This window comes from Acidimicrobiales bacterium (assembly GCA_035536915.1).
Lineage (GTDB): Bacteria > Actinomycetota > Acidimicrobiia > Acidimicrobiales > JAHWLA01 > JAHWLA01.
The window spans coordinates 116134-137348 of sequence record DATLNE010000044.1; the positions used below are offsets into that span (position 1 = coordinate 116134).

At 70.7% G+C, this 21215-nt stretch carries 25 protein-coding genes and 1 pseudogene; 7 read left to right on the top strand and 19 right to left on the bottom strand.

Annotated features, from left to right (window positions below):
* Position 1: 1 nt before the first annotated feature.
* Complete coding sequence (locus VM938_12825; protein HVF75922.1) at positions 2–682, bottom strand: hypothetical protein; 681 nt, start codon at positions 680–682, stop codon at positions 2–4.
* A gap of 102 nt (positions 683–784) precedes the next feature.
* Here VM938_12825 and VM938_12830 point away from each other — a divergent pair, with 102 nt between their 5' ends.
* The gene (locus tag VM938_12830) at positions 785–1192 is read left to right on the top strand and encodes a hypothetical protein (protein ID HVF75923.1); all 408 of its coding nucleotides are present in this window, start codon (positions 785–787) and stop codon (positions 1190–1192) included.
* Entirely contained in the window at positions 1192–2220 is a 1029-nt protein-coding gene (locus tag VM938_12835) for a hypothetical protein (GenBank protein HVF75924.1), read from the top strand. Before VM938_12830 ends, VM938_12835 begins: the two co-directional genes overlap by 1 nt.
* Positions 2221–3075: 855 nt before the next feature.
* Here the strand turns inward: VM938_12835 and VM938_12840 are convergent.
* Entirely contained in the window at positions 3076–4806 is a 1731-nt protein-coding gene (locus VM938_12840; GenBank protein ID HVF75925.1) for an ABC-F family ATP-binding cassette domain-containing protein, read from the bottom strand.
* Between the two features lie 33 nt (positions 4807–4839).
* On the opposite strand from VM938_12840, the gene VM938_12845 reads away from it, so the two are divergent.
* Positions 4840–5367, top strand: coding sequence for an MOSC domain-containing protein (locus tag VM938_12845; protein ID HVF75926.1), 528 nt, complete (start codon positions 4840–4842; stop codon positions 5365–5367).
* Here the strand turns inward: VM938_12845 and VM938_12850 are convergent.
* Positions 5360–5959, bottom strand: a complete 600-nt coding sequence (locus VM938_12850; protein HVF75927.1) for a TetR/AcrR family transcriptional regulator — start codon at positions 5957–5959, stop codon at positions 5360–5362. The two genes, VM938_12845 and VM938_12850, sit on opposite strands and share 8 nt — an antisense overlap.
* Positions 5960–6055: 96 nt before the next feature.
* Here VM938_12850 and VM938_12855 point away from each other — a divergent pair, with 96 nt between their 5' ends.
* The gene (locus VM938_12855) at positions 6056–7795 is read left to right on the top strand and encodes a hypothetical protein (GenBank protein ID HVF75928.1); all 1740 of its coding nucleotides are present in this window, start codon (positions 6056–6058) and stop codon (positions 7793–7795) included.
* A gap of 80 nt (positions 7796–7875) precedes the next feature.
* On the opposite strand, the gene VM938_12860 is transcribed toward VM938_12855, so the two are convergent.
* The 4 genes from VM938_12860 to VM938_12875 form a co-directional block, all read right to left on the bottom strand.
* Entirely contained in the window at positions 7876–8505 is a 630-nt protein-coding gene (locus VM938_12860; protein ID HVF75929.1) for an HD domain-containing protein, read from the bottom strand.
* Positions 8506–8513: 8 nt separating this feature from the next.
* A complete protein-coding gene (locus VM938_12865) occupies positions 8514–8720 on the bottom strand; it encodes a hypothetical protein (protein HVF75930.1) in 207 nt (68 codons plus the stop codon).
* Entirely contained in the window at positions 8707–9579 is an 873-nt protein-coding gene (locus VM938_12870; GenBank protein ID HVF75931.1) for an EamA family transporter, read from the bottom strand. The genes VM938_12865 and VM938_12870 overlap by 14 nt, the downstream gene beginning before the upstream one ends.
* Positions 9580–9777: 198 nt before the next feature.
* On the bottom strand, positions 9778–10152 hold the full coding sequence (locus tag VM938_12875) for a response regulator (protein HVF75932.1): 375 nt from the start codon (positions 10150–10152) through the stop codon (positions 9778–9780).
* Between the two features lie 97 nt (positions 10153–10249).
* Here VM938_12875 and VM938_12880 point away from each other — a divergent pair, with 97 nt between their 5' ends.
* Complete coding sequence (locus VM938_12880) at positions 10250–10903, top strand: DUF4388 domain-containing protein (protein ID HVF75933.1); 654 nt, start codon at positions 10250–10252, stop codon at positions 10901–10903.
* A gap of 7 nt (positions 10904–10910) precedes the next feature.
* Here the strand turns inward: VM938_12880 and dnaB are convergent, their stop codons facing one another.
* From dnaB to panB, 7 genes and pseudogenes are all read right to left on the bottom strand, one after another.
* Positions 10911–12278, bottom strand: a complete 1368-nt coding sequence (gene dnaB, locus VM938_12885; protein ID HVF75934.1) for a replicative DNA helicase — start codon at positions 12276–12278, stop codon at positions 10911–10913.
* 194 nt (positions 12279–12472) lie between these two features.
* Positions 12473–12919 (bottom strand): 50S ribosomal protein L9, encoded by a 447-nt coding sequence (gene rplI / locus VM938_12890; protein HVF75935.1) that lies wholly within the window; start codon positions 12917–12919, stop codon positions 12473–12475.
* Between the two features lie 218 nt (positions 12920–13137).
* Positions 13138–13398: pseudogene (gene rpsR, locus VM938_12895) on the bottom strand (30S ribosomal protein S18).
* Positions 13398–13892: a single-stranded DNA-binding protein gene (gene ssb / locus VM938_12900; protein ID HVF75936.1), complete on the bottom strand. Its 495-nt coding sequence runs from the start codon at positions 13890–13892 to the stop codon at positions 13398–13400. The pseudogene rpsR and the gene ssb overlap by 1 nt, the downstream one beginning before the upstream one ends.
* 4 nt (positions 13893–13896) lie before the next feature.
* Positions 13897–14271 (bottom strand): 30S ribosomal protein S6, encoded by a 375-nt coding sequence (gene rpsF / locus VM938_12905; GenBank protein HVF75937.1) that lies wholly within the window; start codon positions 14269–14271, stop codon positions 13897–13899.
* Positions 14272–14365: 94 nt separating this feature from the next.
* Entirely contained in the window at positions 14366–14947 is a 582-nt protein-coding gene (locus VM938_12910) for a DUF192 domain-containing protein (GenBank protein HVF75938.1), read from the bottom strand.
* Positions 14948–14951: 4 nt separating this feature from the next.
* Entirely contained in the window at positions 14952–15824 is an 873-nt protein-coding gene (panB, locus tag VM938_12915) for a 3-methyl-2-oxobutanoate hydroxymethyltransferase (protein ID HVF75939.1), read from the bottom strand.
* Between the two features lie 85 nt (positions 15825–15909).
* Between panB and VM938_12920 the strand changes: the two genes are divergently transcribed.
* A complete protein-coding gene (locus VM938_12920) occupies positions 15910–16083 on the top strand; it encodes a hypothetical protein (protein HVF75940.1) in 174 nt (57 codons plus the stop codon).
* 32 nt (positions 16084–16115) lie between these two features.
* Positions 16116–16718: a hypothetical protein gene (locus VM938_12925; protein ID HVF75941.1), complete on the top strand. Its 603-nt coding sequence runs from the start codon at positions 16116–16118 to the stop codon at positions 16716–16718.
* Here VM938_12925 and VM938_12930 read toward each other — a convergent pair.
* The 5 genes from VM938_12930 to VM938_12950 are packed head-to-tail and all read right to left on the bottom strand — an operon-like array spanning position 16708 to position 21133.
* Entirely contained in the window at positions 16708–17223 is a 516-nt protein-coding gene (locus VM938_12930; GenBank protein HVF75942.1) for a hypothetical protein, read from the bottom strand. The genes VM938_12925 and VM938_12930 overlap by 11 nt on opposite strands.
* Positions 17210–19342, bottom strand: a complete 2133-nt coding sequence (locus VM938_12935) for a transglycosylase domain-containing protein (protein HVF75943.1) — start codon at positions 19340–19342, stop codon at positions 17210–17212. Before VM938_12935 ends, VM938_12930 begins: the two co-directional genes overlap by 14 nt.
* The gene (locus VM938_12940) at positions 19342–20259 is read right to left on the bottom strand and encodes a hypothetical protein (protein HVF75944.1); all 918 of its coding nucleotides are present in this window, start codon (positions 20257–20259) and stop codon (positions 19342–19344) included. The genes VM938_12935 and VM938_12940 overlap by 1 nt, the downstream gene beginning before the upstream one ends.
* Complete coding sequence (locus VM938_12945) at positions 20256–20711, bottom strand: hypothetical protein (GenBank protein HVF75945.1); 456 nt, start codon at positions 20709–20711, stop codon at positions 20256–20258. Before VM938_12945 ends, VM938_12940 begins: the two co-directional genes overlap by 4 nt.
* 17 nt (positions 20712–20728) lie before the next feature.
* A complete protein-coding gene (locus VM938_12950) occupies positions 20729–21133 on the bottom strand; it encodes a DUF5318 family protein (GenBank protein HVF75946.1) in 405 nt (134 codons plus the stop codon).
* Positions 21134–21215 lie beyond the last annotated feature (82 nt).

Consider the following 21215-nt stretch of genomic DNA (forward strand, 5'->3'; position numbering starts at 1 on the left):
CTCAGCGCCGGTTTGCACTTCGCTCATCCGGTTGGATCCAATCCGCCAGCAACGCTTCCATCTCCGGGCGGGAAATCTGCGTGCGAAGTTCATCGAGAGCGGCACGAATCCGCTCGACGCTCCGGTTGTCAGCCGAAGCCTCGGCCAGGCGATAGAACCGTTGACGGCGATTCGAGCCTCGGCGCGGTTGCGATTCAACGATGATCCCGTCCTGAAGCAGATCTGCGAGTGCCTTCGAAACCGTCTCGGCGCTCACCTCGACACCCTTCTCCGTCAGGGCGGTCCTGACTTCCTTTGGCGACACGTCAGCCTGAGTGTTGAGGAGTTCGATGACCGTCTTACGGGCCGTGTCCCGACCCATTCGCTGTGCTCGGCGCTCCCGTTCTGCAGCAATGCTTGCGTTGTAGGCACGAACGATGTCGAAACACGCCCACAGCGCTCCCGCGAGATATGTGTCTGCCTTTCCCTGCCGCAGCACCCCGAGGGGCGATTCGATCCTCGCCCTGTGGTCGGCCGTGAAGCGCGCGGCACCGAGCGCTGTCTCCAGTTCCGTTATCGGCCCGTTCGGTTCTCGCAGCGCTCGTCCGATATCGGGGATCACACCAATTGCAGCCTCGTACTCCGTGCATGGGTGACGAGCGAGGTTGGCGAGGGCTCGCAGGGTTGGCTCGAGGTTCGTCATAACACTCAGTGTGCTCCTCGTGCGTCGATGTGGTCAACTATTGACCTAATCATTCCCCAAAGGTAACGTCGCACAAGCAGGCTCCACGAAAGGGTTGGATTATTGACCCGGTACCTCACGCTCGGGGACTACCTCCGGCACAACGCGCAGCGCCCTGCCCGTTCCGGGGTGGTGGTTTCGCCCGACCTCCCCTCGGTGTGGGCAGCCTTGCTGGCACCGGCGACGCCGCTGGGGAACGGCCATCGGTACCACGGAGTGCTTTCCCAGGCCATGGTGCAAACGGTTCGTCTCATTCGACGCTCGGACGCCGATCCCTCCGACGACCCCGTCACCCTCGCGTGCTTACGCGACTTCATCGCGGCCAACGGTGGTCGCTGGCAATCCGGCCGTGACGACCTCTCGGAGTTCGCTGTTCTCGCCATGGCTATCAGAAGCGGAAAGTGCCGTCGGGCAGCGCTGCTGCAGTGGATGTTGTCGCACGTCCGCCGTCCCACCGAAGAGGAGCCCTGATGACGGTCGAAATCCCAGCCAGCGACATCTTCGACCCAGGCACAGCGCAGCCGCACCTCTACCTGGCGTGCAAGTTGACCGGCCTCTCCGCGAAACGGCGCCAACGCCTTGAACTCGAGTGTCATGTCATCCAACGAGCTGCGGTATCCGCCGCAGTGGACGATGTGCCCGCCTGGGAACTGGTGGTTTATACGCCCCTCATGTACACGGCGCCTTGGCGAAACGAGGATCAACCGATCGACATCTGGAGGCGGAACCTTCACCACGTTGTCCGACTGGCCGACGGATTGATTGTCCACGGAGCAGATGGCGCCAGCTTCGGCGTCGGGAACGAGGGGACCCTTGCCTACCTGCGTGGGATTCCCCTCCTCTATGTCCACCACATCGACGAGCCAGTCAGTCGGCAGACGACTGGCATGAGCCTTGACGGACTCGACATGTCCATCGTGCCCTACAGCAGCGATGGAGAGCTTGAGGCCGCAGTGACGGAATGGGTTCGCACCCGACGTGTGGCGCTGTCGATCGGGCCAACGATGCGAGCCTCCACGGCGCACCTCTGGGCGCCTTTGCAGCGTGAACTGGCGGGGGCGTGGCGAGAGCAGTTCAGGGCGAAGTCACACGCCGAGCTCGCAGAGGTGTGCTTCATTGCGGGCATGGGTTCGGGTGAAATCGAGATCACGGTGGAATACCCGCTGATGCTTGCTGCGCTGCCTGCTGGAAAATTGGTCCGGCTCGGCGCAGCGTTGGGAGTACAGGTCGCACCGTTTCTGGCGTCGATCCGACGTCTACGGGAGCTCGACCCGGCGGAAGAGGTCGCCCTGCGCCAGTGGCAGGAACGCAATCGTTTTGGCGACGAATTGCGCAACGTCGTATCCGTGGCCGCTCGGCAGATGAAGAGCGCGGATGCCGCCAAGGCGGCGCGGCGCCACGCTTCGGGAGCGCCACGTCGAAGCGATCGTTACGACCTCACAACCCAAGAGGCGTGGGAACGCCTCTACCGGGCGTGGCGGGATGGAAAACTTGGCTGAGATCCCCTCAGCCGGTGCGCTTCTCCACCAACTTCGCATCTGTTCCGCGCACGTAAGTACGTCCCCGACCGTCCCCCTGGAAGAAATTGCGGATGACCTTCGAGCCGTAATTCGAAGAGTGCCCGGGCTCGAGGATGCCGGGCGCGTGACGCCGAGGGGCACGGGCTACGTGATCGAGACGTCGTCCGACCTGCCCTTGTACAGGCACCGGTTCACCGTTGCCCACGAACTCGGACACATCATGTTGCAGCGGGCAGGAGTTCCTTTCTCACATCAGGTCGACCATCCAGTCGCCGAGTCGGTGTGCAACAGTTTCGCCTCGTACCTCCTGCTGCCGGTGCAGTGGCTAAAAGCGCGGAGCGACCTGCACCTCGTTTCGCTGAAGACGCTCGACGGAGTGGCGCGTGACGCTGGAGTGTCGCAATCTGCGGCGTTCGTGGCGCTGGCGCGAACCGCCAAATGGCACGCTGCGCTCCTGCACTTCCATTGGGACGAGCCCGATGCAAGGTGGATCCCGCTGTCGGTGAAGACTCGGGTGAGGCCCACAGTGCGGGTGGAGCCGACTTGGGCCACCTCCGACGCCCTGGGTGGGCCCGAGGGCCGGACTTCAAGCACAGTGCGGAACCTCCCTTTGGCATTTGACGGTCGCGAGGCATCTGTGCCGTGTGACGTGCGTTTCAGTTACCGATCCGCGAGCGTCATGGTCGACCTCCGACCGCTCGCCCGATGGTTCGCTCGCCCCTGACAGACGGGGATCCGCCGGGGTCGCCAACTCGACACACCACCAACGACGGGCAGGAGACAGCCGCCTTCAAGCGGCGTACTCAGCCGCCAAGCGAGAGGTCACCCCAACGGTCACCCCTCCGCTTCTTCGGCGAGCTCCAACCAGCACAGTTCTGCGGCGTCGAGCAGCCCTTGCACGTCGGCCAGCTCGGTGCCGAGGCGGGTCAGGGCTTCGTGGTCGGCGCCTGCCGCCACCAGCGCGGCGTTCAACTCATCGCGCCGCGCCGTGAAGTCGGCCACCTCTCGCTCGGCCGTGCGCAACAGCCGGTGCAGCGTGCTGGGCGAACGGCCCGTCCGCTTCGGCCGCTCCCGCGGCGGCGTGGGCGCGGTGGCTCGAACCGGCGTGCCCGCGGCGGCCATCTGCTTGCGCCGGGCGTCCTCCCAGGCGGCGTAGCCGCCGGGCACCCGCGCCGCGCTGCGCTCGCCGTCGAGCAGCAGCGCGTCCTCCACCGTGCGTTCCAGAAATGCCCGGTCGTGGCTGACCACCACCAGCGCGCCGGGCCAGTCCTCCAGAAAGTCCTCCAACACCCGCAGCGTGTCGAGGTCGAAGTCGTTGGTCGGCTCGTCGAGCAGCAACACGTTGGGCCGCGCCGCCAGCACCAACAACAACTGGAGCCGCCGCCGCTCACCACCCGACAACAAGCCGATGGGAGCCCACTGGGCATCGCGGTCGAACCAGAACCGCTCCAGCAACGCCGCGTCTTCCCAACTGGGCTTGCGGGTCGGCCCGGCCACCGCATCGCGTACCCGTTGCTCGGGATCGAGGGTGGCGCCCGCCTGGTCGTAGTAGCCGATGCGCACGGTCGGCCCTCGCTCCACCGTCCCCCGCAACGGCGCCAAGCGCCCGGCGATGACGTCGAGCAACGTCGACTTCCCGGAACCGTTGCGCCCGATGATGCCGAGCCGCTCCCGCGGGTCGAGGTCGAGGTCGACCCCGTCGAACAGCACCCGGTCGAAGGCATGGCCCACGCCGGTGAGCTCGACCACCTTGTCGCCGAGGCGCGGCGTGCCGAAGTGCAGTTGCAGTTCGTCGGGCCGGGCGGCGGCGGCCTGCCTGCCCTCCACCACCGCGGTGGCCGCGGCGATGCGGGCCTTGGGCTTGCGGGTGCGGGCGGGCGCCCCTCGGCGCAGCCACGCCAGCTCGCGGGTCGCCAGGTTGCGCCGCACCGACTCGGCCGTCGCCTCCTGCTCCGCCCTTACCGCTCGGCCTTCGAGGTAGCCCGCGTAGCCGCCCTCGTGCACGTAGCCCCGCCCCCGGTCGAGCTCGAGCACCCGGGTGGTCACCCGGTCGAGCACGTGCCGGTCGTGGGTGACCAGCACCAGCCCGCCCCGGTGGCGGGCCAGTCGGTCCTCCAGCCAGGCGATGGCGTCGATGTCGAGGTGGTTGGTGGGCTCGTCGAGCACCAACAGGTCGGGCTCCTCGACCAGCAGCCGCGCCAGCGCCACCCGCTTGGCCTGGCCGCCCGACAGCGTCGCCACGTCGGCGTCGAGCACGCCGCTCATACCCAAGCGGTCGAGCACGGCGGCGGCCTCCCACCCATCGCCGACCGCCGCCTGCACCGTGCCCGGCGGCAGGTCGGGCCGCTGGGCCAGGAACCCGACGCGGGCGCCACGGCCTCGGCGCACCGCGCCCGACTCCGGTTCGTCGCAGCCGGCGATGACCCGCAGCAACGTGGACTTCCCGGTGCCGTTGAGGCCGATGACCCCCAACCGGTCCCCGTCGGCCACCGTCAGCGAGAGGTCGGTGAACAGCGGGCGGCCGGGCCGCGACGCAGCCGCCCGGTCGAGGTCGACGAGGATCACGCCGCCCATTCTCGGCCGGCACCATGGGCTGCCGTGACCGACGTGCTCGCCTCCATCGAAGCGTCGCCGCGCGATGTGGGGTCGTTGGAGATGATCGTGCGCCGCCCCGCGCCCGCCGAGCGCGAGATCCTCGATGTCGGCGAGCTCACCACCGACGAGGGCTTGGTGGGCGACGGCTGGCGTGCTCGAGGCAGCCGCCACACGCCCGACGGATCGCCCGAGGTGAACCGCCAACTGACGCTGATGAACTCGCGCGCCGTAGCGATCGTGGCCGGCGAACGGGAACGGTGGCCCCTCGCTGGCGACCAGCTCTACATCGACTTCGACCTGTCGCACGAGAACCTCCCGACGGGCACCCGCCTGCGCATCGGCACCGCCGTGGTCGAGGTGACGCCCGAACCGCACAACGGCTGCGCCAAGTTCCGCGCCCGCTACGGCCCGGAGGCAGTCCGTTTGTTCAACTCGCCGGACGGCAAGCGGCTGCGGGCCCGGGGCATCAACGCCCGGGTGGTCGAGCCCGGCACCATCCGGGTGGGCGACGAGGTGGCCAAGCTCAGCTGAAGTACGTCCGTCCCACGGCCAGAAACAAGCGGGTGATCTCGTCCGCCAGGTCGTCGAGGGGCGGACGGTGCTCGCCCAGCACCCACTCCACCACCAACTCGTTGGTGCCTCCCACCAAGGCCATGGCGGCGACGGCGAACGAACCGGTGTCGGGCCGCTCCGTCACCTGCAGTTGCCGCGCCTCGCCCGTGATGAAAGCGGCGAACTCGTGCAGCACCTCGCGCCGTCGCCCTTCCACCGTGGGGCTCACCCCCACCACCTCGACGCACGCCACCCGAGCCCGGCGGGGGTCGTCGAGCAGGGCGTGGAGGAAGGCACCGATGCCCGCCCGCACCCGGCGTTCGGGGTCGACCGGGGCGGCGGCCACCGCAGCCGCAACCGCCTCGCGGGTCCAGCCCACGATCTCTTCGAAGACGGCCAGCAGCAGCGGCTCGCGTCCGGAGAACTCCTCGTAGAAGTGGCGGGGCGTCACCCCCGCGCCGGCGCACAGTCCCTCGATGGTGGTGCGGGCGTAGCCCGCCGTGCCGACCTGGCCAAGGCCCGCGTCGAGCAGCCGGCGGCGGCGCTCGGCCTGCCGTTCGTCGCGTGACATACCTCGATATCGACGGCTGGAACTGCTGCTCACCGTGACAAGAGTAACAGGAAAGACTTCTTTTCAAAATGGGGGTTGCGGCCGTACAATGCACCAATGCTCCTCGCCCACGCCGACGCGCTCGCGGAGATCTCCAGCTTCACGCCCTTCCTCGCCTTGTTGAGCGGCTACGCGGTGATCGTGGCGTTGCTGACCGTCTTCGGGCGCCCGGGCACCAGGGGGCCGGTGCTGGGCCGTTTCCTCCTGCGCATCCCCGACGCCCTCGAACGGGCCACCGGCGTGCCGGGGTGGGCGGCGGCCGCGGTGGGCACCTCGTTGTTCGCCGTGGCCGTGGCGGGCGTCGGCTTCTACGACGACGTGGCCTGGCACATCGCCTTGGGCCGCGACAAGGAACTGTTCACCGCCCCGCACACGGGCATCGTCGTCGGGCTGGCCCTGATCCCCTTTGCAGGCGCCGTGGGCGTGCTGTTCGCCACGCTGCAGCGGGCCGACGTGGGGTTCCGCCTGGGCAAGCTGCGGGTGCCGTGGTCGTGCCTGGCCCTCGGGGTGCTGGGGGTCACCGCGTTGTCGGGCTTCCCCCTCGACGACTTGTGGCACGCCCGCTACGGCATCGACGTCACCATGTGGAGCCCCACCCACATGATCATGATCCTCGGTGCATCCCTGACGCCGTTGGCCGCGTGGTTGGCCTTGGGCGAGGCTGGTGCGCGCCCCGATCGTCGGCGCGCCACGCACGCCGTGCACGTATTCGCCGCGGTGTTGACGGTGCAAGGGCTGTCGGCGTCACAAGGCGAGTTCGTCTTCGGCGTACCCCAGTTCCAGCAGCTCTACCTGCCGGTGCTCGTCAGCATCGCGGCCGCCTTCGCCATGGTGGCATCCCGGTTGGTGCTGGGCCGTGGCGGGGCGCTCGAAGTGGCGGTGATCAACCTCGTCGTCAGCTTCACCATCTTCCAGGACCGCGGGCCGCTCGACATCAAGGAGACGGGGCTTTATGTGGCCTCAGCGTTGGCCGTGGAGGCGGCGGCGCTGTCGGTGGGGACGGCCTCGCGGCTGCGCTTCGCCGCCGTGGCCGGCATCGGGGTGGGCACGATCGGCCTGGCGGGCGAGTGGGCCTTGAACACCCGGGCCTTCCAGCCGTGGACCACCGACCTCCTGCCCGAAGCGGTGATCCTGGCGACGTTGGCGGGCATCGGCGCCGCCGTCCTGGCGGCGGCCTTCGCCGGAGGCGTGGTGACGACGGCGCCCCGCATGTCGGGTCGACTGGCCGCCGTCGGTGCCGTCGCCGTGCTCGTGGCGCTGGCCGTGCCGTTCCCCCGCAACGTGGGCGACGTGACCGCTGACATCCGCTTCGTCCCCCGGGGCGACCGCGCCGACCTCGAGGTGGTGCTCGACCCGCCCGACGCGGCCGACGACGTGCGCTGGTTCCAGGTCATGACGTGGCAGGGCGGTGGCCACGAAGCCCTCGACCTGCAGGAAGCGGGCGCGGGCCGCTGGGTGCTGGCCAGTGCCGTCCCGTTGACGGGGCCGGGCAAGACCGTGCTGCGCCTGCACCGCGGCGACGAGCTCATGGCCGTGCCGCTGCGGTTCCCGGCCGACCCCGAGATCGGCGAGCCCGCCATCGAGCCGGTGTCGCGGCGGGCCGCCTTCGAGCCCGAGACCCGGTACCTGCTGCGCGAGCAGCGGCCCGGCGCGCAAGGGTTCGCCTACGTGGTGTACGGCCTCGACGTGCTAATCCTGTTGTCGTGGTCGGCCGCGCTGGTGCTCGCGGTGCGACGGCCCGCGACGGCCGTCACTGACCGTGCGGGCGCCTCCCCCGATAGGGCCATCGTCTCCTAGCCCGGAGAAATGGCCCTCGCATCCTGGGCCGGGGAAGCGCACTATGGGTCTCGCAAGGTGCTCGGCGGCGCCGAGGACGATCAGGGGCTTCCTTCATCCGGGGGGGCGAAGGGAGCCCCTGCCTTGCCCGGTCGCAACATCCCGCGCTCGGCGGCATCGGCCAGCAGCGACCGCACCGTCTCGCCCAGCGCAGGTGCCGCCTCGGCGATCTGCGCATTGCGCGCCGTCACCGCGTCCAGCGACACGCCGTGCTCGACCCAGGCGCCCCCACCGGCGGCGTGGTTGAGCAGCATCGGTTGCAACCGGTCGACGGCGGCGGCCAAACGGGCCTCGGCGGTGCGCCCCGCCTCGAACTCCTCCCACGCCTCTCGGAACGCGCTCGCCTGGTCGTCGGGCAACAGCCCGAAGATGCGTTCGGCCGCGGCACGCTCGCCCTCGACGGCGGCCGCCCGGGCCACCTCGTCGTAGACCAACACGTCACCGGTGTCGATCTCCACCAAGTCGTGCACCAGGACCATGGTCAGCACCCGCACCACGTCGACGGCCTCCGCTGCGTGTTCGGCCAGCACCAGCACGGCAAGGGCCAAGTGCCACATATGCTCGGCGTCGTTCTCCCGGCGCGACCCGTCGGCCAGTGGGTTCTGCCGCACCACCTGCTTCACCCGGTCGGCCTCCAGCAGGAACTGGAGCTGGCGCTGCAAGCGGTCCACCGGCGGTCTCAGCCGGCGATCAGCGAGGCCAAGGCCCACAGGGCAGCGACGAGGCCGACGGCGGCCATGGCCATGCTGCGGCCGATCGGGGCCCGCTCCAACTCCCCTTCGCGTGTGCGCTCGGGCGGGCGCACGACGGCCAGCGTGCTGCCCACGAACATGGCGCCGCCCAAGGCAAGCACGAGGTAGGGCAGCAGGTCGTCACCGAGGAACACCGGTGGGCACCTCCAAAGCGGGCGGGGCAGCGGTCAGCACCACGATGCCGGCCGCCACGATCAACAACCCACCCGCGGCGGTGGCGAGGGTCGGCCGCTGCCCCAGCACCGCCCAGCCGAGCACCACGGCCGATGCCGGCTCCAGGTAGCCGAACACGCCGGCCCGGGCCGTCGGCAGCACGGCGACGGCAGCGAGGTAGGCAGCAGTGGCGGCCGCCGTGTGCACCAGGCCGAGCACGACCAACCACCCCCACGCCCACCTCGGCTCGCCCCAGTCGGCGGCGAGGGCGAGGGGCGCCAGCAGCGCCGCGGCACCGGCCATCTCCACAAACGTGGCCGACACCGCCCCCGCCTGTTGGGCCAACGGCTTGCCCACCACGATCACGAGTGCATAGGTGGCCGCTGCGAACACGGCCAGCGCCAGGCCGACGGGGTCGCCCGGGCCTTCCACCTCGGGGGCGGCGATGACGACGAAGCCGACGAGGGCGATGCCGAGGGCTCCGGCGGTGCGCCGTTCCACCCGCTCGCCGAGCAGGCGCCGGGCCAGCACGGCCATGCCTACCGGCGACAGGTAGATGACGAGGATGACCACGGCCACGGGCAGGCGTCGGTAGGCGGCGAACTGGGCCGACCAGTGCACGGCCAGGAGGGCGGCGGCCAGGGCGCTTCGGCCCGCGGGCAGGCCGGTGAGGCGCCGACGGCGCACGGCGAGCAGGACGCCGAGCCCCACGGCAGCGATGCCGACCCGGGAGAACACCAGGGCCACGGTGGGCACTTCGACCTTTCGGACCAGCAACGGGATCGTGCCCCACAGCACACAGGCGGCCACGGCGACGAACGAAGCCCGGCGGGCGTCCACGCCCGGAGACTACCTTTTGCCACTCTGTGTGGTGATTTTGCTCAACTCGGCGGTGCGGCGGGCCGACAGATTCGGGCAGCGGAGTTACCCAGCAAGCTCCGCTGGAGGCAGGCGCGGGGGTCGAGGACCCTCCAAACCGATGCGGTGTCCCGCCGTGACGGCTCCCTTCTCTCGGCTCCCGCCCTGCCTCCCTGAGACTCAGCCGATCGAGCCGTAGACCGCCGTGCGCACCGCCCGCACCAAGGCGTCCGGGTCGAAGGGTTTCGTCATGTAGTCGCATGCGCCGGCGGCGAACGCCCGGGTGATGTCGGCGTCGTCCGTCTTGCACGTGAGCATGATCACCGCGGTCTCCGGCGCGAGGTGGCGTCGCCTCCGTTCGGCCAGGACGTCGTGGCCGGAGAGCCCCGGCATCATGATGTCGAGCACGACGGCGTCGGCGGGCTCGGCGGCCAGCCGTTCCAAGGCGAGGCTGCCGTCGGGCGCCTCGTCGACGTCCATGCCCGCCAGTTCCAAGGCCATCACGGCCACGCACCGGGCGACGGGGTTGTCGTCGACGACGAGCACGCGCGTCATGCGCGCCTATCGGCAGCTTGCCGCCTCGGCGTGAACAAACGGCCGAAGCGGACATTTCTGCGGTCAACCAGGAGGCGGTGCGCTCCGACAGGAAGGTGTGGCCTCCGACCCGCCCGCCCTCACCGGCACGCTTGTCGACTTCCGCCCCCGCACGCTGCTGCACTTCCTGGGGCTGACCGGCAAGAGCGGGGTGCTGCGCGTCGACGACATCGCCGTGTCGTTCCGCAACGGCCGGGTGCTGGGTGACGACGCGGTCGACGAGGTCGTGCGCATGCTGCGCACGCCGCAAGGTCGGTTCCGCTTCGAGGAGTCGGCCACCGTCGGCGGCGACGTCTTCGGCCGGCACATCGCCGAGGTCTTGGCCGAGGCAGGCGAGGCGGTCATGGACTGGGAAGAGGTCGCCCAGGTGGTGCCGTCGATGGCGGTGGTGGTGACCCTGTCCCACGGCGACGACGACGTGCACCTGTCGGCCGACGCCTGGACGTTGAGCACGGCCGTGGCCGCCGGGCACACCACGCCCGCGCAGTTGATGACGCAACTCGGCTGGCCCGCCCTGCGGGTGTGCCGGGCCGTAAGCGAGTTGGTCACCGGGGGGCGCGCCGCGGTGGCACCGCCGGTGCGGGAGCGGCGAGCCAGCCTGCGGGGCCGGGCCGAGACCATCCTCACGGCGACGACAGAACGCCCACTGTGGCCTGGCCACGGCCAGAGCGAGTCGCGTTGGCGCACCCCGTGGCACGACGCCGGCTACTAGTCGAGCGCTAGACCCGGGCCATGTTGGCGAACTTGGTGTAGTGGTCGAGGAAGGCCAGCTGGGTGGTGCCGGTCGGTCCCGAGCGGTGCTTGGAGACGATGACCTCGGCCGTGCCCCGGTCGGGTGACTCGCTGTTGTAGACCTCGTCGCGGTAGAGGAACATCACCACGTCGGCGTCCTGTTCGAGGGCGCCCGACTCTCGCAGGTCGGCCAGCTGGGGGCGCTTGTCGGCCCGCATCTCCAACTGCCGGGACAGCTGGGAGAGGGCGATGACGGGCACGCTTAGCTCGCGGGCGAGGATCTTGAGCCCTCGGCTGATCTCGGAGATCTCCACCTGGCGGTTCTCGGCGTTGGAGCGGCCCGACATCAGCTGGAGGTAGTCGATGATGACGAGGCCCAGGCCCTCGCGGCTCTTGAGGCGCCGGGCCTTGGCCCGGATGTCCATGACCGTGATCATGGGGTTGTCGTCGATGTAGATGGGGGCCTCGCCCAGGCGGCCCACGGCGTGGCTGATCTTGCCCCAGTCGGAGTCGTGCAGGCGGCCGTTGCGCATGCGGCTGGCCTCCACCCGGGCCTCGGCGCAGATGAGGCGCTGGGTGATCTCCAGGTGGCTCATCTCCAAGGAGAAGATGAGGGTCGGGGTGTTGCCCTCCATGGCCGCGTGCGCTGCGATGTTGAGAGCGAAGGAGGTCTTTCCCATGGCGGGGCGGGCGCCCACGATCAGCAGGTTGGAGGGCTGCAGGCCGCTCAGGCGGTCGTCGAGGTCGGTGAAGCCGGTGGGCACGCCGGTGATCGACTCGCCCCGGTCGTAGAGGGCTTCGAGGCGGTCGAGGCTGGCGGCCAGCAGGTCGCGCAGCGGCTTGGTGGTATCGGTGACCCGGCGCTGGGCCACCTCGAAGACCATCGACTCGGCCCGGTCGACGGCGGCCTCGACGTCGTCGGGCACGTCGTAGCCGAGCTCGGCGATCTCGCCCGCCACGCCGATGAGCCGGCGCAGGAGGGCGTGCTCCTCGACGATGCGGGCGTAGCGCGCCGCGTTGGAGATGGCCGGGGTGTTGGCCTGGAGCGAGACCAGCGTGGCCGAGCCGCCGATGTGGTCGAGCAGGTCGGCCCGGCGCAGTTCGTCGGACACGGTGACCGGGTCGACGGGCTCGCCCTGGCCGTAGAGGGAGGTGATGGCCTCGAACACGTGGCCGTGGGCCGGCTTGTAGAAGTCGTCGGCGCCGACGATCTGGACCGCGTCGACGATGGCGTCGCGCGACAGGAGCATGGCGCCGAGCAGGGACTCCTCGGCTTGGAGGTTGTGGGGCGGGACACGGGGCTTGGAGGACGCCTGTTGTTGCCGCCGACGAGCTTCTTCGATCGATTGGACCATGGGTGACCCTCAGTAGACAGGGCCGAGCCTGTGGGGAGGAAGAGGACGACGTTGGGGATTTGCCGCCAAGTTGTGCACACCCCTGAGGATGACGAGCGGGTGTGACAATTTTCCCGCCGCCCGACCCCGGACGCGACGTTGCACCGGTTTCGTTGCGGATTCCGCAACGAAACCGGTGCAACTTCAGCAGGAGTTCAGCTGGCGACGACCTCCACGGTCACCGGGAACTGCACATCGCTGTGCAGCTTCACGGGGACGTGGTGGGTGCCCAGCGTCTTGATGGGCTCGTCGAGCTGCAGCTTGCGCCGGTCGAGCTCCACGCCCGCCTGCTCGGTCACCGCGGCGATGATGTCGGCCGCCGTCACCGAGCCGAAGAGCTTGCCCTCGGCCCCGGCCTTGGCCGGGATGCGGATTGTCTTGGGGACGAGCGTGCGGGCCACCACCTCGGCCGACTCCCGGTCCTTGGCGTCCTTGAGGTCGCGGGACCGGCGCATGGCCTCGGCCTGGGCCTGCACCCCGGGGGTGGCCTTGATGGCCCGCCCCTTGGGGATGAGGAAGTTGCGGGCGTAGCCGTCGGCGACCTCGAGGATGTCGCCCTTCTTGCCGACGCCGTCGACATCGGTGCGCAGGACGATCCGCATCACTCGGCCGCCTCGTCGTCACCGCCGCCGGCCGCCACCAGCGCATCGCCGATCGGCTCGGCGACGATGTCGTCGCCGTCGAGCGTCACGTCGTCGGGCAGGTCCTCGGCCACCACGTCGGCCGCCGCCTCGTCACGACGGTCGGGGCGAGGCCCGCGGTCGCCACGATCCCCGCGGCCACCGCGGCCACCGGAACGCTCGGCCACCGTGCGCTGCAGGTACGGCAGCAAGGCCAGCTCACGCGACGTCTTGATGGCCACGGCCACGTCACGCTGGTGCTGCGAGCAGTTGCCGGTGACCCGACGGGCGCGGATCTTGCCCCGGTCCGACATGAACCGGCGCAGCAGGTTCACGTCCTTGTAGTCGACCCAGTCGATCTTGTCCTTGCAGAAGACGCAGACCTTCTTCTTGCCGCCGCGGCGGCGGTCGTCCTTGGGGGCCCGCTTGGTGCCCCGGTCGCGATCGTTGCTTCGTGCCACTAGAAAGGCTCCTCGTCGTACCCGTAGCCGCCGGCAGGCGGCTCGTTGGCTCCGGCAGGACGGCCGCCGCCGCCCTGGCCGCCGCCGCCACCTTGGCCGCCGCCACCGCCGCCGCCCTCACCGGGGCCGCGGCGCTCGTTCTTGGTCACGGTGGCCGTTGCCCACCGGAGGCTGGGGCCGATCTCGTCGGCCACCACCTCGATCTTCGAGCGCTTCTCGCCGTCCTGCGTCTCCCACGACCGCTGCTCGAGGCGGCCGGTCACGATGACTCGCGACCCTCGGGTGATCGACTCGCTGGCGTTCTCTGCCATCTCCCGCCAGCAGACGACGTCGAAGAACGAAACTGCTTCCTCCCACTCGCCCGACTGCCGGTTCTGCCAGCGGCGGTTCACGGCCAGCCCGAAGGACGCCGTGGCCTGCCCGCTGGGGGTGAACCGCAACTCGGGGTCGCGGGTGACGTTGCCCACCAGGGTCACACTGTTGCCGTTGCTCATGTGCTCACGCTCCGTTCGCTGGGGCGCCCGCCTCGGCGGGGGCCTCACCTGCTGAAGGGGCCGGCGGGGGCGCCGTGCGGCGGCCGGCCACGTGCTCCGGCAGGCGGATGATCTTGTGGCGGATCACCTCGTCTGCGAGGGAGAGCATGCGGTCGAGCTCGGCCATGGCCGCAGGCTCGCCCGTCGTCTCCATGAGGACGTAGTAGCCCTCGGTGCGGTGGTTGAGCTCGTACGCCAGCCGACGCTTCCCCCAGGTCTCGACACGACCGGGGTTGGCATCACGCGACCGGAGGAGCTCAGTGGCCCGGTCGACAACGCTGCGGATGACGTCCTCTTCGAGGGCGGCATCGAGGATGACCATGACTTCGTAGGGCCGCAAAGGCCTGGTACCTCCCTGTGGACCCGGCACCGAGTGCTCGGGGCCCCCGGCGGTCGGGGGCAGGGTGTTCAGTTGAACCGGGCCATGGTACCGGTCAGGCGCAGGCGGACGCCACGGCTGCTTTCGACCCCGGCCCGATGCCCAGCGCGCCGGCCCGGCCCTTGGGCACTTCGACGGCGATGCGGTAGGCGCCCGCCGGCTTGTACGGCGGGCACGAGACGACGGCCTGCGGGCACGGGTCCATGTCGGCCGACGACACGAACGACCCGTCGGCCCGGTACCACGCCACCGTCAACGGCAGCGGGGTGTTCTTCATGTGGAAGCCGTGGTCGACGTCGCTCTGGTAGACGAACGCCATGCCCGCGTACGGGCCGAGGTCGGTGCGCTCCATCAGGCCCCGGGCCCGCTCCTCGGCGTCGTCGGCCACCAGCACGCAGTGCACCTGCTCGCGCCCGTCGGCGGCGGTGACCCGCAGGGCCACGGACTCCTCGCCTGCGAAGGTCGGGTCGGCCGGCCCGTTGGCGCCCACGGCGAGGAAGCCGAGGAAGGTCAGGGCCAGGAGGACGCCGATGATCCACCACAGGGCGCGCCGCCCTGTCTCGGTGCTGAACCAGGCCAACGTGCGCCGGAGGCCGGGCGGGAGGGACTCGGGGAGCTCGACTGGGCTGCTCGTCACGCGGTCATGCTGACACGGCGTCGGCGCCGCTGCCGTAGAGGCCGAGCACCCGGGCCGTCTCGTCGGAGAGGTGGTAGCTCTCGGCGTCCGACGGGAAGGCGCCGGTGCGCACGTCGTCGGCATAGGCCGCCACCGCCGCCACCGCGTCGGCCTTCAAGCCGGCGTAGCGGCGCACGAACTTCGGCAGCACCCGGTCTTCGAGGCCGAGCACGTCGTGGAAGACGAGCACCTGGCCGTCGCACCACGGGCCTGCGCCGATGCCGATGGTGGGGATGTCGACGGCCTCGGTCACCATGCGGGCCACGGCGTCGGGCACGCCTTCGAGCACGAGGGCGAAGCAGCCCGCCTCGGCCAGGGCCAAGGCGTCGTCGACCAGGGCAGCGGCGGCGTCGGCGTCCTTGCCCTGCACCTTGAAGCCGCCCATGGCGTGCACCGACTGCGGGGTCAGGCCGATGTGGCCCATGACCGGGATCTCGGCGTCGACCAGGGCGGCCACATGGGCGACCCGCTTGCGACCGCCTTCCAGCTTCACCGACTGGGCGCCCGCCCGGATGAGGGTCGCGGCGTTGCGCACGGTGTCCTCGATGCTCACGTGGTAGCTCAGCCAGGGCAGGTCGGCCACGATCAGCGGCCGGGGCTTGGCCCGGGCCACCGCCGCGGTGTGGTGCGCCATGTCGGCCACCGTCACCTGGAGGGTGTCGTCGTAGCCGAGCACCACCATGGCGAGGGAGTCGCCCACCAGGATGAGGTCGACGCCTGCTTCATCGGCGATGCGGGCACCGGGGGCGTCGTAAGCGGTGACCATGACGAGCGGCTCGCCGCCCTTGCGGGCGCGGACTGCGGGGACGGTGATGGGCGACGTGCGTGCAGCGGCCATGTCGCTTGGCCTCCTTTTCCCGTCCAGTGCCCCTCGGCTACCGGCGGTACCTCCAGTGTGAGCCTGCGGGGCTACCGTTCGCAACATGGAGCGGGTCTGCGAGAACTGTGCCCGGGAGGACGACGACCTGGTGCTGGTCAGCCGGGTCTACGTGGTGCCCGAGAGTTGGGACACAGCGGGCTCGTCGACCACCGTGCCGGGCGGTGAGCTGTGGTGCTTCTCGTGCCGCTCGATGTACCCCCACGAGGTCGTCGACTGAGGGCTGCACCCGACGCCGCGCCCGCCGACTGGGTGGTCGAGCGGCTGATCACCTTCGCCGTCGACGTGACGTCGGTGGTGCCGTCGGGCTTCGCCCGCTACGCCCGCGTCTTCCACCCCCACGACGGACGGCGGTGGGCCGAGGTGGCGGCCGCCAACGGGCGGGTGGTGCACCGGGAGATGCAGTGGCACGCCATCGGCGGCGACCCCAACGACGCGCCCTACGACGGCACCGTGCCCGTCGAATTGCAGGCGCCGTTGGTGGCGACGCTGCGGGCGCACACGACCACGCCCGACCGGTGCTGGTTCGCCGTGTGGGAGGGCTTCGGCGGCATTGCACCCGAGGTACACGCGGCGCCGTCGCTCGAGATCCCCGGGCGGCGGCTGCACCTGTTCACCGGGCCGATCGAGGCGGTGGGCGAGTCGTTCTGCGAACCGCCGTGGCGGCAGTCGGCCAACCTGTGGTGGCCCGACGACCGGGCGTGGTGCGTGGCCACCGAGATCGACTTCTGCTGGACCTACGTGGGCGGCTCGGCCGACTGCATCGACGCCGTGCTGGCCCGCCCGGAGCTCGAAGCGTTGGAGGCGAAGCCGAGCGACGGCATCACAATCGACGCCGACACCGTCAACCGCTGAGGGTTGCCTTCGGCGCGAAGTCGTTCCACGTGTCGTCGATGTTCGGCGTGGACGAGCTCGACGCGGAAGCCTCCCACTCGAAGGAGTCGGGCAGCTTGGGCAGCGGCAGGCGCACCTCGACGGAAGACGCCGACTGGGCGATGGTCGCGTCCTCCACGCGCTCGGTGCAGAACCGGTCGTGGTCGCACAACAGCACGTTGCTGTCGCTTGCGTAGAGCATGGCGAGCAGGGTGCCGTCCGTCTCGCGAAGTCGCACCACCCACACTCGCGTCCGCTCGTCCCCGGGGTCGGCCACGGTGGCGGTGAACGACAAGGTGCCGTCGGCCCGCGTCAGTTCGGCCGTCGCGAGGTCGATGCCCGGAGGCTGGGGTGCGTCGGCGGCCGGGCCTCGGGCCACGTCGCCGACCGCGTCGGTGACGCGGCTGGTGGCGTCGGGAGGGCCGTCGCCGCCGAAGCACGCGCCGAAAAGGACGGCCAGCGCCGTTAGCGCGCTAACCGCCTTCATCGCGTTTCTTTTCCGTGGTCGTGGTGGTCGGCGCCGTGGTCGTGGTGGTGGTGGAACTGGTCGGCGGCGGCGGGCCGCCGCCCTTCTTCGTCGTGGTGCTCGTGGTGGTGGCGGCCGCGGCCGGTGCCGTGGTCGAGGTGGACGACGACGACGAGGTGGTCGTCGTCTCGATCACGCCACGGGTCGAGGGCTTGAGCGTCTTGCCCGGAAAGCTCGTCACCGCCGGGAACGAACCGGTGTCGACGCCCTTGGTGGCCTCGGTCATGAAGCGCTTGAAGATGGCCGTGGGGAACGACCCGCCGTTCACCCGGCGGCCCCGCACGTTGAGCATCTTGCGGGAGTTGCCTTCGGGGTAGCCCATCCACACGGCGGCGGTGAGCTTGGGCGTGTAGCCCACGAACCAGGCGTCGCCGAAGTCGTTGGTGGTGCCGGTCTTGCCCGCCAGCGGCTTGCCGAACTGCGCGCCCGTGCCCGACCCGCTCTGCACCACCTGCTGCAGGCAGTAGGTGACGACGTCGGCATGGCGCCGCTCCAGCACCTTGGTGCGCGACGGCCGCACCCGCTCCAGCACGGTGCCGTCGGCGGTGGCCACTTCCACGATCACCGTGGGGTCGATCCGTTCGCCCCGGTTGGCGAGGGTGGTGTAGCCCGCGGCCATCTCCAGCACCGACACCTCAGAGGTCCCCAGGGTGAGCGACAGGCGGGGGACCAGGTCGGACTGGATGCCCATGTGATGGGCCGTGTCGGCCACCTTGGCCGGGCCGATGACGTCGATGAGCTGGGCGTAGACGGTGTTCACCGAGTTCTTGGTGGCGTCGACGAGGTTGAGGGAGTTGCCGAAGTCCTCGTTCTCGTAGTTCTCGACGGGGTAGTCGGAGCCTTGGTTGGCCTTGGGGAAGACGATCTTGGCGGGCGCCGGGAATGTCGACTGCACCGTGTAGCCCTGCTTCACCGTCTCGGCCAGCACGAAGGGCTTGAAGGTGGATCCCGGCTGGCGTCCCGAGCCCCCGCCGTCGCGGCCGGTGGCCAGGTTCAATTGCGACGCCGCCCAGTCCTTGCCGCCCACCATGGCCTTGACGTGGCCGTTGTCGTCGATGGCCACCAGGGCGCCGGCGGGGTCGTCGTTGCGGTTGAGGAAGCCGTACACCGCGTCGTAGGCGTGCGACTGCATGGCCAGGTCGAGGGTGGTCTTCACCCGCAGGCCGCGGCCGTAGACGGTGGCCTCGCCGTACTTGGCCACCAACTGCCGGCGCACGTGCTCCACGAAGTACTGCGTGCCCTTGTCGGGCATGGCGAAGGCGGGGTCGGCTTGTTCCTTGGCCACCACGTACGACTCGACGGGCACGGCCTCGGCCGCTTGCCGGTCGGCCTCGCTGATGTGGCCCGCCCGGGCCATGAGGCGCAGCGCGCTGTCGCGTCGCGACTTGGCCAGTGTGGGGTTCTTGAGGGCGTCGGCTCCGACCGGAGCGCGGATGAGGCCCGCCAGGTAGGAGGACTCGCGCAGGTCGACGTCCTTGACGTCCTTGCCGAAGTAAGCCCGCGACGCCGCCTGCACGCCGTAGGCGCCCCGCCCGAAGTAGATGGTGTTGAGGTAGCGCTCGAGGATCTCCCGCTTGTCGAGCTTGCGCTCGACCTTGACGGCCAGCGCCGCCTCCTTGAGCTTGCGGCCGAGCGTGCGGTCGCTGCCCAGGTAGGTGTTCTTCACGTACTGCTGGGTGATGGTCGACCCGCCCTGCAGTGCGCCCTTGCCCCGGATGTCGGAGATGGTGGCCCGGGCCAGGCCCACGGGGTCGAGGCCGCCGTGTTCGAAGAACGACTTGTCCTCGCTGGCCAGCACGGCGTCGACCAGCACCTCGGGCACGTCGTCGAGCTTCACGTTCACCCGGTTGGTGTCGGTGGCGATGGCCGCCAGGCGGTTGCCGTTGATGTCGGTGAGGAAGCTGGTCTCGGCCTGGATGCGCTCGGGCGGCAGGGGAACGCGCACCAAGAGGTAGGTCGCTCCGGCCACGCCGGTGAAGGCGAGGAGGCCGAAGAGGAAGAGCAGGCGCCGGTAGCGCCAGGCGAAGCTGCGGCGCTTCTTCGGGGCCGGCCGTCGCGGGCGGGGGCGGGGCTCGGGCATCAGGGAAGCTCGGGGTCCGAGGGTACCGGGCCGGGCCGGATACGTCGCACGACCTCGGCGCCGACGACGACGGCCGCGGCGATCGCCACGCCTCGGTCGTAGTGGCCCAGGCGGGTGTCGCCCGCCCACGTCCAGGTGGCGGGGGCGACGACCAACCAGGCTGCGAGGGCGGCGGCAGGGGCGGTCGGGAGCGCGAGCGTGCGGGCGGGGGCGTGCGTGGTGGCCAGGTAGGCGACGGCGGCGAGGGCGACGGTGGCCGCCACCCGTTCGGCGGAGACGGGGCCGGCGGCGATGGCTGCGGCGGCGGCGATGGCACCAGGCAAGGCGAGGACGGCGACGGCCCCGCCTTGGTCGTCGTCGGCTGCGGCGAGGGCAGCGGCGGCGGCCAGGAGGAGGGCGCCGACGGGGGCCACGGGCGCGGCGGCCACGGCCACGAGGGCGAGGGGCAGGGCGAAGGCGCCCGACCACATGGCGACGAGGACTGCGCCTGCTGCGGCTGCTGCGGCCACGGTGGCGCCGGTGGCCGCAGGCACGGCGAGGGCGACGCCCACCACCAGCAGCGGACGGGCCAGCCGGGGGGCGACTGGGAACCCGCCGGCCACCACGGCGGCCAGGCCGAGCAGGCTGCCTCCGGGGTAGCGGTCGACGACGAGCGCGGCAGCGGTGGGCAGGAGGACGAGGGCGAGTCCCGAGGCGAACAGCCACTCCACCGCGTCGGTACGGGGTGCCCACGTCGCCGTCACCACCGCAGCGGTGGCGGTGGCGACCACGAGGGCGCGAGTGTCGAGCTCCGCGGGCACGACACCCACGAGCCATACGAGGGTGACGACGGCTCCCGCCAGCGTCCACCAGCCCCCGACGCCGAAGTTGCGTACGAATCGCGCTGCAAAACGGCGCGATCCGTACACAGCCTTCATGCCGCCACCGCCAGGGCGGCCGCGGCCACCGCCAGGCCGGGGGCCAGGCGGGGCACCCACGTCAGAGCCAGGCGGGGGGCGACGAACCAGGCGAGGGCGGCGCCTGCGGCCAAGGCGGCCAGGCGGACCAGCGCGTCGAGGGGCGAGGTCACGCCCGGGCCTGCCGCCACCAGGCCCGCGGTGGCGCCGAACAGCGGGGCCAACCAACCGACGGGCGCCACCAACAGCAAGGCCGCGGCCGCCAGCCACGTCGAGGCCATCGACGGCACGGGCAACAAGAGGAAGGCGGGGCCGAGCACCGCCTGGGCGCCCGCGGCGGCGGCCAGCGACGAACTCCCCCACCGGGCCAACAAGGCCACCGCTACCGCCGTCGTGGTGGCGCCCACCAGGCGCGAACGGGCGGCGAAGCCCAGGAGCAGCGCGAGCAGGAAGGCGTCCCCCGTCGAGGTCAAGACGAGCGCCGCGGCTGCTACGCCCGCCGCCTCCCGGCCGGATAGGCGCGGACCAAGTGGTTCCAGTTGCAGTCGGGGCACACCTCAACGACATAGCACGCCACCTGCCCGGCGCGGCGCGTCAGTCGTCCGAGCTCTGTGGCGTCGATGAACGTCTGGCCGCTCGGAGGCAGGCGCGCACCGAAGGCGTAGGAGACGTGCACGAGCGCCGGCGTCTCGCAGATCGGGCAGTCCTCGGTGGCTGGGGCGCCGATGTTGCGGGCCGCCCGCAGCAGCTCGGGGTGGGCATCGCAAACGTCGAGCCGGGAGAGGCGGCCGCGCCGGAACTCCTTGACGATGGAGTTGCGCGCCAGCCGGTAGTCGATCTGCCCGGGGAGGTTGGCCCCACCCGAGGCGCCTAACGACTGCGGCCCGAACTGCACCCCGCCAGGGTACCCGTGCCCTCGCTTGACTTCGACGGCCGATGTCGTCACACTCGTTCTCGATATATCGGACCGATACATC